Source organism: Citrobacter sp. RHBSTW-00887 (genome assembly GCF_013728095.1).
GTDB lineage: Bacteria > Pseudomonadota > Gammaproteobacteria > Enterobacterales > Enterobacteriaceae > Citrobacter > Citrobacter braakii.
The window spans coordinates 2,424,087-2,436,688 of sequence record NZ_CP056267.1 but is presented as its reverse complement, the minus strand read 5'-3'; the positions used below and the strand labels follow the sequence as shown (position 1 = coordinate 2,436,688).

At 55.5% G+C, this 12,602-nt stretch carries 11 protein-coding genes; all 11 read left to right on the top strand.

Going from position 1 to position 12,602, the window contains the following annotated elements; translation table 11 throughout:
* Positions 1–5 precede the first annotated feature (5 nt).
* The 11 genes from HV314_RS11590 (at position 6) to modD (ending at position 12,587) form a co-directional block, all read left to right on the top strand.
* Positions 6–974: a Csu type fimbrial protein gene (locus tag HV314_RS11590; protein ID WP_049269127.1), complete on the top strand. Its 969-nt coding sequence runs from the start codon at positions 6–8 to the stop codon at positions 972–974.
* Between the two features lie 321 nt (positions 975–1,295).
* Entirely contained in the window at positions 1,296–2,570 is a 1,275-nt protein-coding gene (locus tag HV314_RS11585) for a Glu/Leu/Phe/Val family dehydrogenase (RefSeq protein ID WP_181548030.1), read from the top strand.
* A 325-nt stretch (positions 2,571–2,895) separates the two neighbouring features.
* Positions 2,896–3,966 (top strand): dihydroxyacetone kinase subunit DhaK, encoded by a 1,071-nt coding sequence (gene dhaK, locus HV314_RS11580; protein ID WP_181548029.1) that lies wholly within the window; start codon positions 2,896–2,898, stop codon positions 3,964–3,966.
* Between the two features lie 11 nt (positions 3,967–3,977).
* Positions 3,978–4,610, top strand: coding sequence for a dihydroxyacetone kinase subunit DhaL (dhaL, locus tag HV314_RS11575; RefSeq protein ID WP_053389078.1), 633 nt, complete (start codon positions 3,978–3,980; stop codon positions 4,608–4,610).
* Positions 4,611–4,620: 10 nt separating this feature from the next.
* The gene (gene dhaM, locus HV314_RS11570; protein WP_046275008.1) at positions 4,621–6,051 is read left to right on the top strand and encodes a dihydroxyacetone kinase phosphoryl donor subunit DhaM; all 1,431 of its coding nucleotides are present in this window, start codon (positions 4,621–4,623) and stop codon (positions 6,049–6,051) included.
* A gap of 171 nt (positions 6,052–6,222) precedes the next feature.
* Positions 6,223–7,935, top strand: a complete 1,713-nt coding sequence (locus HV314_RS11565) for an alpha,alpha-trehalase (protein WP_016153356.1) — start codon at positions 6,223–6,225, stop codon at positions 7,933–7,935.
* Positions 7,936–8,144: 209 nt separating this feature from the next.
* Positions 8,145–9,167: an ABC transporter substrate-binding protein gene (locus HV314_RS11560; protein ID WP_181548028.1), complete on the top strand. Its 1,023-nt coding sequence runs from the start codon at positions 8,145–8,147 to the stop codon at positions 9,165–9,167.
* 26 nt (positions 9,168–9,193) lie between these two features.
* Entirely contained in the window at positions 9,194–10,153 is a 960-nt protein-coding gene (locus HV314_RS11555; RefSeq protein WP_369707202.1) for a FecCD family ABC transporter permease, read from the top strand.
* Positions 10,150–10,911, top strand: coding sequence for an ABC transporter ATP-binding protein (locus HV314_RS11550; protein ID WP_151222596.1), 762 nt, complete (start codon positions 10,150–10,152; stop codon positions 10,909–10,911). Before HV314_RS11555 ends, HV314_RS11550 begins: the two co-directional genes overlap by 4 nt.
* 9 nt (positions 10,912–10,920) lie before the next feature.
* Complete coding sequence (locus HV314_RS11545) at positions 10,921–11,733, top strand: class I SAM-dependent methyltransferase (RefSeq protein ID WP_094761114.1); 813 nt, start codon at positions 10,921–10,923, stop codon at positions 11,731–11,733.
* Positions 11,730–12,587, top strand: a complete 858-nt coding sequence (gene modD / locus HV314_RS11540; protein ID WP_181548027.1) for a ModD protein — start codon at positions 11,730–11,732, stop codon at positions 12,585–12,587. The genes HV314_RS11545 and modD overlap by 4 nt, the downstream gene beginning before the upstream one ends.
* Positions 12,588–12,602: the final 15 nt, after the last annotated feature.

Sequence of the window (12,602 nt, the reverse complement as noted above, 5' to 3'; positions counted from 1 at the left end):
CGCTCATGAGGTTAAGGCATCTGTTACTCATCGCAGCCGTACTCTTTTGTCCGGCGATTAGCCATGCCGTAACCTGTTCGGTGAGCAATGTACAACCCATAAATTTGGGCTCAGTCAATCCGCTGTCTGCGACAGGCGCAACGTCATCAATGACGTTCAACTACACCTGCACCAAAGAGCTTGGCGACGTGCTGGCAGGGATCAACCTCTGTTTTAATATTGGCGCCTCAGCCGTCAGTGGCCAGGTGACACCTCGAAATATGTCATTAAACGGAACACCTGCCAGAACGCTGGCATACCAGCTTTACCAGGATGCCGGGCACACTAAAGTCTGGGGGAGTCAGTATCAGTCGGGAACAACTTTTCCAATGGTACAGCTTAACCTGCTGAATCTGACGCCAGTGACGGGCTCACTCACGGTATCAGCACAGATTGTCACGCCACAAACCTCAGCGGTCCCCGGAAGCTATCAGGATAGCTATACGGCGGCGACAGCCCTTGTCACCCTCAATCCTGGATTGCTTTTCCCGCCGACCACCTGTGGCGATACCGTTGCCGCCAGGCTTCCCTTCACCGTATCGGCGACGGTCAGCAAACAGTGCAATATCACCTCTGCAACCAATATTAGCTTTGCGCCCGCCGGGGCGACCGGGCGTAACCTAACGGCTTCAAATACCGTGGGCGTAGCATGTTCCAATAACACGCCTTACACCATCGGACTTCAGCCCTCTAACGGCAACACGGCAGGCAGCGGCGTGATGGCCGGCACGGGGTCAAATACGGACAAGGTCCCCTACCAACTTAGCTCGACGCCAGGGCCGTCCGGTACGGTTTGGGGCAATTCATCGCTCAATACCGTCGCGGGCAACGGTACGGGAACCACCACCACCTACCCGGTTTACGCCACCGTTCCCAGCGCGAACTACACGCCTGACAACTATGCTGATACCGTTACCATCGCCGTGACCTACTGACCCCAGCTTAATCGCAATAAAGCAAATACATTTTATTATCATATTATTTACTTTTAGAGGTGCGTCATAAATCTGACAAATTGCGATTTTTATAAATCATGCATATTAAATTACCCAGCCAGCAAAATTACCGAAATATCAGCACAATCAGAGAATAACTATTCACCTCTCGGCCAAAGCCCACACGCTTCATGCCGATAAACCGTGTTAGCCGGACAGGCCATTCTATGAAATAAATGTTAAATTTAGGTTCATATGGTGTGATTCACTGTATACCACGGCCAAATTAAGAACATATTACTTTTATAACTAAGGTTTATCATGGATAAGTTATCTTACGCTTCAGATAGCAGCACATCTGCCTGGAATACCTACCTGCAACAAATCGAGCGTGTGGCCCCTTACCTGGGCGAACTTTCCCATTGGGTGGATACCCTGCGCCACCCAAAACGCGCGCTGATTGTCGATATCCCGGTGCAGATGGATGACGGTACTATCCGTCATTTTGAAGGGTATCGCGTGCAACATAACCTCTCCCGCGGGCCGGGCAAAGGCGGTGTGCGTTATCATCCTGATGTTGATCTTAATGAAGTGATGGCCCTGTCCGCATGGATGACCATCAAATGCGCAGCGTTGAACCTGCCGTACGGCGGTGCGAAAGGTGGCGTGCGCGTCGATCCGTTCTCGCTTTCCGAAGGTGAACTGGAGCGTTTAACCCGCCGTTATACCAGCGAAATCGGCATTATCATCGGGCCGCAGAAAGACATTCCTGCGCCGGATGTGGGGACTAACGGAAAAGTAATGGCCTGGATGATGGATACCTACTCCATGAACCACGGCACCACCGTGACCAGCGTGGTCACCGGTAAACCTATTCACCTCGGCGGCTCGTTAGGCCGTGATAAAGCCACCGGTCGTGGTGTTTTCGTCAGCGGTCTGGAAGTGGCGCGTCGTGCCAACATCGACGTTGAAGGCGCTCGCGTAGCGGTGCAAGGTTTTGGTAACGTCGGCAGCGAAGCCGCCCGCCTGTTCGCGGCAGCAGGAGCACGCGTGGTCGCGATTCAGGATCACACCGCAACGCTGTTTAACTCAACGGGTATCGACATGGCCGCGTTGTCTGCCTGGCAACTGGAGCACAAACAGATTGCCGGTTTCCCGGGCGCTGAAACCATTGCCAGCGAAGCCTTCTGGAGCCTGGAGATGGATATTCTGATCCCGGCCGCGCTCGAAGGCCAGATCACCCGTCACCGCGCGGAAACGCTGACCTGTAAACTGGTACTCGAAGGCGCTAACGGCCCAACCTATCCGGACGCCGACGACGTTCTGGCAAGCCGCGGTATCGTGGTTGTCCCAGACGTTGTTTGTAACGCCGGCGGCGTAACCGTCAGCTACTTCGAATGGGTTCAGGACATGGCTAGCTTCTTCTGGAGCGAAGAAGAGATTAACAATCGCATGGACAAAATCATGACCGATGCGATGGTACACGTGTGGGAAAAAGCGGCAGAGAAATCCTGCTCACTGCGTACGGCAGCCTACATTGTTGCCTGCGAACGCATTCTGCTGGCACGTAAAGATCTCGGAATTTATCCGGGCTAACGCCGAAATCGACCATGCCTACAAACCACCTGCTCTGCAGGTGGTTTGTTTTCCATAAACACCCGTGAATCAGCTTCCCGGCCAAATACGGCCCAACTTCTCATTTTCGCTGTTTTATGCACCATGATGTTCCAATACGGAACATTATTATGTTGCTACGTTTCGTATTGAAACGCCCATTACAGCAATTTTCTTTTGCCAACCCGTGTGCAAAATTACCTTATCGGCAGCGAGCAGTCGCCGTGGCGTTGTATAACCCGATACCCTACATCAGATGCCTGCCCGAATCTGGCAGCCATCCAGGACTGTCTGCGGAGCATAAATAATGAAAAAATTGATTAACCGTGTTGAAGACGTACTGACTGAACAACTCGCCGGACTGGCGAAAGCGTATCCTTCCCTGGCACTGCATCAGGATCCGGTATATGTCACCCGCGCAGATGCGCCGGTAATGGGCAAAGTGGCGCTGCTTTCCGGCGGCGGCAGCGGACACGAGCCTATGCACTGCGGCTATATTGGTCAGGGCATGCTCTCTGGTGCCTGCCCGGGTGAAATTTTTACCTCACCCACGCCGGATAAAATGTTCGAATGCGCCATGCAAATTGATGACGGCGAAGGCGTACTGCTGATCATCAAAAATTACACCGGCGATATTCTTAATTTCGAAACCGCCACCGAGCTGTTGCATGAAAGCGGCGTCAAAGTCACCACCATGGTAGTGGATGACGACGTGGCGGTGAAAGACAGTCTGTATACCGCCGGTCGTCGTGGTGTGGCGAATACCGTATTGATCGAAAAACTGGTCGGCGCTGCCGCTGAACGCGGTGACTCACTGGAAGTTTGTGCGGCGCTGGGTCGTAAACTGAATAATCAGGGCCACTCCATTGGGATAGCCATTGGCGCCTGTACCGTTCCGGCCGCCGGACAACCGTCGTTCACGTTGCAGGATAACGAAATGGAGTTTGGCGTGGGTATCCACGGGGAACCCGGCATTGACCGCCGCACCTTCACTTCCCTCGATCAGACCGTTGATGAAATGTTCGATACCCTGCTGGAAAACGGCAACTACAGCCGTACGCTCCGCCACTGGGACAACGTTCAGGGCGCGTGGCAGGAAGGCAAAGAAAGCAAACGCGCGTTGCAAAGCGGCGATCGCGTCATTGCGCTGGTCAATAATCTCGGTGCGACGCCGCTGTCAGAACTCTTCGGCGTGTATAACCGCCTCGAAAGCCGTTGCCAGAACGCCGGCATCGTCATTGAGCGCAACCTGATCGGTTCTTACTGTACCTCTCTGGATATGACCGGCTTCTCAATCACCCTGTTACAGGTGGATGACGACACGCTGAACTTATGGGATGCACCGGTTCACACCCCTGCTCTCAACTGGGGTAAATAAGGAGATACATGATGTCCCTCAACAGAACACAAATTGTTAACTGGCTCTATCGCTGCGGTGAGATCTTCACCACCGAAAGTGATTTTCTCACCGGTCTTGATCGGGAAATTGGTGATGCCGACCACGGTCTGAACATGCACCGCGGCTTTAGCAAAGTCGTCGAAAAGCTGCCGTCCATCGCCGATAAAGACATTGGTTTTATTTTGAAAAACACCGGCATGGTGCTGCTCTCAAGCGTCGGGGGGGCCAGCGGTCCACTGTTTGGTACCTTTTTTATCCGTGCCGCCCAGGTGACCCAGGCTCATCAAAGCCTGACGCTTGAGGAGTTGTATCAAATGATTCGTGATGGCGCAGAAGGTGTGATTAGCCGCGGTAAAGCTGAACCTGGCGACAAAACCATGTGCGATGTCTGGCTGCCGGTAGTGGAATCTTTACGCCAATCCTGCGAGCAAAAGCTGAGCGTACAGACGGCGCTGGAAGCGGCAAGCCAACAAGCGGAAGCAGCAGCGCAAAGCACCATCACCATGCAGGCCCGCAAAGGCCGCGCCAGCTATCTCGGTGAGCGCAGCATTGGGCATCAGGATCCCGGCGCAACGTCCGTAATGTTTATGATGCAAATGCTGGCTCAGGCGTCCAGAGAGTAAGGATAAAGCGATGGTAAACCTGGTTATTGTTTCTCACAGCGCCCAGTTGGGCGAAGGCGTCGGCGCGCTAGCCCGGCAGATGTTAATGGGTGATGGTTGCAAAATCGCTATTGCCGCAGGCATTGACGATCCAGAGAATCCGATTGGCACCGATCCTATCAAGGTGATGGAAGCCATTGAGTCCGTGGCCGATACGGATCACGTGCTGGTGATGATGGATATCGGTAGTGCGCTACTGAGTGCGGAAACCGCGCTGGAACTGCTCGATCCGGCCATTGCCGCCAAAGTACGTCTGTGCGCCGCGCCGCTGGTCGAAGGCACGCTCGCCGCTACGGTTAGCGCTGCCGCAGGTGCTGACATCGAGCGGGTCATCTGTGATGCCATGAACGCCCTCGACGCCAAATGTGAGCAACTGGGTTTACCTTCGCCATCTGCAGCAAAGCCGACATCTGCCGAATTCGCGCCCGATGCAGATGCTCATTCAGTGGCCATTGTGGTGAAAAACCCAAACGGCATTCATGTGCGTCCGGCTTCACGGCTGGTTTCCGCGCTGTCTGGCTTTAACGCCGATATGTGGCTGGAGAAAAATGGCAAGTGCGTCGTCCCTGATAGCCTGAATCAGATTGCCCTGCTGCAGGTACGCTGTAACGACACCCTGCGCCTGATTGCCAAGGGCGAACAGGCAGAGGATGCACTGGCCGCATTCAAACAGCTGGCGGCTGAGAATTTTGGTGAATCGCTCGAGCCCGCGCATGCTGATACCGTGGTGACGAAGGTTCCCTCACAGGTCACGGGGACGGCATTCTGTTACACACCGTTCTCACCACAGGTAAGCCAGCAGCCTGTAGCCTCACTCCAGATTGAGCAGCAACGGTTACGGGTCGCTATCCAAAGCACGCTGAACGACTTAAGCGAGCTAACCGCGCTTGCAGAAGAGAGATATTCCGCAGATATCGCCGCTATTTTCTCCGGTCACCACACGCTGTTGGACGATCCGGATCTGTTCGATATGGCCTGTGATCTAATGCGTGAAACGCAGTGCAGCGCGGCCTGGGCCTGGCATCAGGTGCTGAGCGATCTCAGCCAGCAGTATTTACAGCTCGACGATCCTTACCTGCAGGCGCGATACATCGATATTGAAGATTTGTTGTCTCGTTCACTGCAGTATTTAACGGGAGAGACTGCACAAATTCCCGCGTTTATCCGCCCCACTATTTTGGTCGCGGAGGTCATCTATCCATCTACGGTGCTGCAACTCGATCCGAAGACCATCAAAGGCATCTGCCTGCGGGACGGGAGCGAAGCGTCCCACCCGGCGATTATCGCCCGTGCAATGGGGTTATGTTGGTTGTGTCAGCAAGGCGAGGCCATCGAGAGTATCACGATGGGTGATACCCTGACCCTTGACAGCGTGGCCCAGCGGATAACCCGCGCGGGCTGATGTCGGTTGCACGCCCTTTGCCGACAAGGGGTGTGCATCTTTTCGATTCGCGTCGGGAAATGTCTGTTTATTCGCAAAATGGGGCGTCGATCACGCGCAACGGTCGATCCTGAACTAAGGTTTTCTCATGGTAAATGCCGCTGCTTCGGCACACCCTAAGGAGATTAACCGATGATAACGCCTGCAACTCGCCATCCAGGCCTGCTCTCTGTTGCAATAAAACTAACGCTCGCAAGCACCTTTTTTGCCCTTTCCTCTTTTGCCGTCAACGCCGAGGACGCGCCAACCGCTACGCCTCAGCCGCCTGATATTTTGCTTGGCCCTCTGTTTAACGATGTACAAACGGCCAAACTGTTTCCTGACCAGAAAACCTTTGCTGACGCCGTTCCTAACAGCGATCCATTAATGATCCTTGCCGATTACCGGATGCAGAAAAATCAGTCCGGATTCGACTTACGTCATTTTGTGGAAGTGAATTTCACCTTGCCGAAAGCTGGCGAGAAATACGTCCCCCCAGCCGGGCAATCGCTGCGCGAGCATATTGATGGACTGTGGCCGGTACTCACCCGTTCGACAACCGACGCTGAAAAATGGGACTCTCTGCTGCCGCTCCCGGAACCGTATGTCGTGCCTGGCGGGCGTTTTCGCGAAATATATTATTGGGACAGCTATTTCACCATGCTGGGGCTTGCCGAGAGCAATCACTGGGATAAGGTCTCCGACATGGTGGCAAACTTCGCTTACGAGATTGATTCCTGGGGACACATTCCTAACGGCAACCGCACCTACTATCTGAGCCGTTCTCAACCGCCATTCTTTGCCTTTATGGTGGAACTGCTGGCGCAGCATGACGGGGATGACGCGCTGAAAAAATACCTCCCGCAGATGCTCAAAGAATACACCTACTGGATGGAAGGCGTCGAAACGCTCCAGCCCGGTCAGCAGAATAAGCGCGTGGTTAAGCTGGATGACGGCACCATTTTGAATCGCTACTGGGATGACCGCGATACGCCGCGGCCAGAGTCCTGGGTGGAGGATATCGCCACAGCGAAAAGCAATCCGAACCGACCGGCCACAGAAATCTACCGCGACCTGCGTTCTGCCGCCGCGTCGGGTTGGGACTTTAGTTCCCGCTGGATGGATAACCCCAATCAACTAGGCACCCTGCGCACCACCAGCATCGTTCCGGTCGATCTCAATGCGTTGATGTACAAAATGGAAAAGATGATCGCCCTCGCCAGCAAGGCCGCCGGGGATAATGCCAAAGCTGCACAATATGAAGGCTTCGCAAATGCCCGACAAAAAGGGATCGAAAAGCACCTGTGGAACGACAAAGAAGGCTGGTATGCCGATTACGATCTGAAGAGCCACAAAGTACGTAACCAACTCACGGCCGCCGCCTTGTTCCCGTTGTATGTCAATGCAGCAGCAAAAGATCGCGCCAGTAAAGTGGCCGCGGCAACCCAGGCGCATTTGCTGCAACCCGGCGGCCTGGCCACCACGTCGGTGAAAAGCGGCCAGCAGTGGGATGCTCCCAACGGCTGGGCCCCGCTCCAGTGGGTCGCCGCATCGGGATTACAGAATTACGGTCAGGATAACGTCGCCATGGACGTGACCTGGCGATTCCTCACCAACGTGCAGCACACCTACGATCGTGAGAAAAAGCTGGTTGAAAAGTATGACGTGAGTAGCACAGGCACTGGCGGAGGCGGCGGCGAATATCCGTTGCAGGATGGTTTTGGCTGGACCAACGGCGTAACGCTAAAAATGCTCGACCTGATCTGCGCCAAAGAAAAGCCCTGTGACAGCGTGCCCGCATCGCGCCCGGCCCCGGCAAGTACCACGCCAGTCGAGCCTAAAAAACAGGCTCAGCCGACGTCTTAACGCCGTTACCTGAAGCGTTTTACTCCCCGAATCCGCGCTGCGTCGCGGATTTTTTTCTGGCTTCTATTCCGCCATTCCTGATGTCTCTACGCCATCTAGCCCTTATGGGGTATTCCGGGTTTTCATCCGTGAGAAATTGATTCTGAACATGTTTTTATTCGCTGTATATGTAAATATATAGCGATTTTATCACCTTCAGGATAACAATTATGCCACTGACAAGACGGATGTTTGCCCAGCTTGTGGCATCTGCACTGCTGCTACGCCATCTTCCCGCCTTGGCTCAAACGCCGCTAACCGTTGCCGTTGGAGGCCACCCAGCGCCAGAGGCGACCCAACGCGTGGTCAGCGCAGGCGCACCCGCCGACATGCTGCTGCTAGCCGTCGCGCCGGAAAAACTGGTTGGTTTTTCATCCTTTGATTTTTCTCGTCAGACCGCCATCCCGTTTCACGAAGACATTCGGGCTTTACCGAAACTGGGCAAGCTGGCGGGGCGCGCAAGCACACTCTCGCTTGAAGCGCTACTGGCGCTTAAACCCGACCTGGTGATTGACTGCGGCAATGCCGATGAAACCTGGCTTTCTCAGGCCAGACAAGTGAATGCGCAAACGCAAATTCCCTGGCTGCTGATTAATGGCGAACTGCGGCTCAGCCCGCAACAGCTACTCGCGACAGGTGAAGCGCTGGGAGTCGCAACGCGGGCCAGGACTCAGGCCAAACTGGCCCAGCGTTTTATTGATGAAGCCCTCGCGTTTTCACACTCTCCCGCAGCAAAGCTGCGTTTTTATGCCGCGCGCGGCGCCCGCGGACTTGAAACAGGATTACAAGGTTCATTGCATACCGAAGCGGCAGAGCTACTGGGATTACACAATGTGGCGCAAATTCCTGGGCGGCACGGGCTGGCGCAGGTTTCAATGGAAAACCTGTTGAGCTGGCAGCCCGATATTATTCTGGTACAGGATGCCATTACGGCACAGTACCTGCGGGAAGATCCCGTCTGGCAAGGAGTCAAAGCGGTTGCCGATCGGCACATTCTGTTTCTCAGCGGCCTGCCGTTTGGCTGGCTGGACGCGCCTCCCGGCATCAATCGCTTGCTGGGGTTACGCCGTCTGCATGCCTGGCTTGATCCACAGGTTGAAGCGGGCTTTAAAACCGATATGCAGCGCTACAGTGAACTGTTCTGGCACACCACGTTAAGCGACGCACAGTATCAACAACTGGTGAGCGTCTGATGAAAACATCTACCCTCGGTTTTCTGATGATTACGACGGTGGTGCTTTGCGCGAGCATCGCCGCGGTGTCGGGTGCTTATCGCCTCGATGCACAACAGGTCGTGGATCTTATTGCGGGCAGAGATGGCGTCCCGATGCAGGACAAAATCGTCTTCTGGCAAATCCGACTGCCGCGCATTCTGGCTGCATTGTTACTCGGCGCTGCGCTGGCTGGTGCAGGAACCACCTATCAGGGAATGTTCCGTAACCCACTGGTTTCGCCGGATATCCTCGGCGTAGCGGCCGGTGCCGGTTTGGGCGCCTGTACGGCAATCCTGCTGGGGCTACCAATCCTGTTTATTCAGCTGTATGCGTTCACTGGCGGTTTGTTAGTGGTCGCCGGTGTCTGGCTGATCACCCGGCGAGTCAAGCGTCACGATCCAGTGTTAACGCTGGTGCTGGTCGGGATTGCGCTGGGTACGGTCTGCGGCGCGGGAATTTCGCTCATCAAAACGCTGGCCGACCCGTATACCCAACTTCCGTCGATCACCTTCTGGCTGCTCGGCGGTTTATCGACAATTACTCTGCACGATCTGTGGTTCTCAGCACCGCTGATCCTTGCTGGACTGGTCCCGTTATTGCTGCTGCGCTGGCGCATGAACCTGCTCACTCTGTCGGATGATGAAGCCCGATCGCTTGGGATCAACGTCTCCCGACTGCGGCTGGGACTGATCGTCTGCGCAACGTTAGTCACCGCCTGTACCGTCGCCATTGCCGGCATTATCGGCTGGATTGGACTGGTGGTGCCGCACATCGGCAGACTCCTCAGCGGGAATAATCACCAGCAGTTACTACCGGTGTCCATGGGGATCGGCGCCATTTTACTCCTGCTCACCGACACCCTCGCCCGCACGCTGAGCCGCACGGAAATCCCGCTGGGGATCCTGACTGCATTTATTGGCGCACCGTTCTTTTTGCTGCTTTTGCTGCGGGGAAACCGCCCATGACGCTATTACTCGTGCGCCATGCGTCGCTGGGATACCACAGTAAACAACCCGTGTTACGCGATGTCTCCTTTCAGGTTTCGCCCGGTTCTGTCTGTTGTCTGATTGGTGCTAACGGCAGCGGTAAAACCACCCTGATGCGCACCATTCTCGGCGTTCTTCCGCCGCTTCACGGTGACATTCTGCTCGATGGCGTCGCGGTGAATCATCTCAGCGATCGGGAACGCGCCGCAGCCATCGCCTGGGTTCCTCAGGCGCACGACGGCGCGTTTGCCTTCACCGCGCTGGACATGGTGATGATGGGACTGGCCCCGCAACTGGCGGCATTTGCGGTTCCCGGCGCTAAAGAGCGTGAAATTGCGCATCAGCAACTGGCGATGCTGGAGATTTCTCACCTGGCACTTCGACGCTGGAACACCCTGAGCGGCGGCGAACGGCAACTGGTGTTGATCGCTCGTGCGCTGGCGCAACGCCCGCGTCTTTTATTGCTTGATGAACCCGCATCCAGCCTTGATTTTGGGCATCAAATCCGTCTGCTCGACACGCTGGTGACGCTGAAAAATTCCGGTATGGCCCTGCTGATGTCGACCCATCACCCGTTGCACGCCCGGGCAATCGCCGACAGCGTGGTACGGGTTGAACCAAACGGCGAGGTGTCGCAGGGTCTGCCTGAACATCAGCTCGCCGCCGACCGCCTGGCCGCGCTGTATCGCGTTACACCGTCACAAATTACCCACCATCTTTATGGTTCACTCAATTAAGGAATATTTATGCTCATTGACGACATTGATTTTGCCGATCTTTACCGTAAGCAATTACAGCTGGCGAACAGAACCGAGAAAAAGCCGGAGCACTGGGACAAACGTGCGGAAAAAATGGCGGAGAATTGCGCTTCATTAACCGACAGCTATCTGCTGCAACTGCTGGGGAAAATCGACCTGCAAGGTGCAGAGTCGCTGTTTGATATGGGTTGCGGCCCCGGTACAGTCTCGCTGGCGCTGGCTAAAAAAATGCCAATAATTTACGGCGTAGATTACAGCCAGGGAATGCTGAGCGTAGCTGCCCGCCGCGCCGCACAAATGAACGCCCGTCACGTACAATGGGTGCAACGAGCCTGGGAAGAGCACTGGGATGATTTACCCCAGTGCGATATCGCCGTCGCCTCGCGCTCCACGCTGGTTGCCGATATGCGCCAGGCAATGAGCAAGCTGAATAATCAGGCCCGGCTGCGGGTTTATACCACCCACCTCGTCAGTTCATCTTTCGTTTCTCCCACCATTCAGCGCGCACTGGGCCGCGAAGTGATTGAACTACCCAACTATATCTATGCGCTTAATGTTCTGTATCAGATGGGGATCCACGCGCACGTTGATTTTATCCGCGGTCCCAACTGTCAGCAGGACAACAGCATCTGGACGCGTTTTCTGGAAAACGTGCGCTGGAGTATGGGTGAACTGAGCGCAGACGAGGTTGAACGTCTGGAAAACTGGTATCAACAGCAGGATCCACGCGCTATTGCCCCCGCCAGCCGTGACTGGGCGCTTATCTGGTGGGACAGCATCCCGCGGGAGGCGCTGCGATGATCTACTTTTCGCAGGCGCAAATTGACGCGCTGCTGCTGGAAGATATTCAGGGCGGCGATCTGACCACCCGCGCGCTGGGTATCGGCGCCCAACCAGGCGTCATCGAGTTTAGCCATCGCCAGGGCGGATGCGTTAGCGGTACCGCTGTTGCCAGACAAATGCTGACTTCATTGGGATTAACCGTCACCGATATTTTGTCCGATGGCGAACGGGCGAACGCCGGACAGCGACTGATTCGCGCACACGGACCAGCGGCGGCGCTGCACCAGGGCTGGAAAGCGGTACAAAATGTACTGGAGTGGAGCTGCGGCATGTCGGGCTATCTCGTCGAGATGCTGAGCATGCTGCATCAATGCTATCCCGATGGGCAGATTGCCTGCACCCGCAAAGCCATTCCCGGTACGCGTTTACTGGCGACTCAGGCAATACTTGCCGCCGGGGGCATTATCCATCGGGGAGGATGCGCCGAAACGGTACTGCTGTTTGCTAATCACCGCCGTTTTCTTACCAACCCAAACGACTGGACAGGCGCGATTGCGCGCTTACGCAGCCATGCGCCAGAAAAAAAGATCGTGGTCGAAGCGGATACGCCAGATGAGGCATTGGCCGCCCTACGCGCCGCCCCTGATGTCTTACAACTCGACAAATTTACCCCCGAGCGGGCGGCAGAAATTGCCCGTCAGGCCCCTGCTCTGGCCCCCCATTGCACGCTGGCGCTGACCGGCGGCATTACCCTCGCCTCGCTGGCGGGTTATCTCGACTGCGGTATCAGACTCTTTATCACTTCCGCGCCTTACTACGCTCCACCTGCGGATATCAAAGTGAGCCTGAGCCCGGACGCACGTGGCCTATAACATTAAAAAATGGAC

What these genes read in the sequence shown, in the direction of transcription:
- HV314_RS11590 (WP_049269127.1), top strand. Translation starts at nt 6, where the DNA reads ATGAGGTTAAGGCATCTGTTACTCATCGCAGCCGTACTCTTTTGTCCG.
- HV314_RS11585 (WP_181548030.1), top strand. Translation starts at nt 1,296, where the DNA reads ATGGATAAGTTATCTTACGCTTCAGATAGCAGCACATCTGCCTGGAAT.
- dhaK (WP_181548029.1), top strand. Translation starts at nt 2,896, where the DNA reads ATGAAAAAATTGATTAACCGTGTTGAAGACGTACTGACTGAACAACTC.
- dhaL (WP_053389078.1), top strand. Translation starts at nt 3,978, where the DNA reads ATGTCCCTCAACAGAACACAAATTGTTAACTGGCTCTATCGCTGCGGT.
- dhaM (WP_046275008.1), top strand. Translation starts at nt 4,621, where the DNA reads ATGGTAAACCTGGTTATTGTTTCTCACAGCGCCCAGTTGGGCGAAGGC.
- HV314_RS11565 (WP_016153356.1), top strand. Translation starts at nt 6,223, where the DNA reads ATGATAACGCCTGCAACTCGCCATCCAGGCCTGCTCTCTGTTGCAATA.
- HV314_RS11560 (WP_181548028.1), top strand. Translation starts at nt 8,145, where the DNA reads ATGCCACTGACAAGACGGATGTTTGCCCAGCTTGTGGCATCTGCACTG.
- HV314_RS11555 (WP_369707202.1), top strand. Translation starts at nt 9,194, where the DNA reads ATGATTACGACGGTGGTGCTTTGCGCGAGCATCGCCGCGGTGTCGGGT.
- HV314_RS11550 (WP_151222596.1), top strand. Translation starts at nt 10,150, where the DNA reads ATGACGCTATTACTCGTGCGCCATGCGTCGCTGGGATACCACAGTAAA.
- HV314_RS11545 (WP_094761114.1), top strand. Translation starts at nt 10,921, where the DNA reads ATGCTCATTGACGACATTGATTTTGCCGATCTTTACCGTAAGCAATTA.
- modD (WP_181548027.1), top strand. Translation starts at nt 11,730, where the DNA reads ATGATCTACTTTTCGCAGGCGCAAATTGACGCGCTGCTGCTGGAAGAT.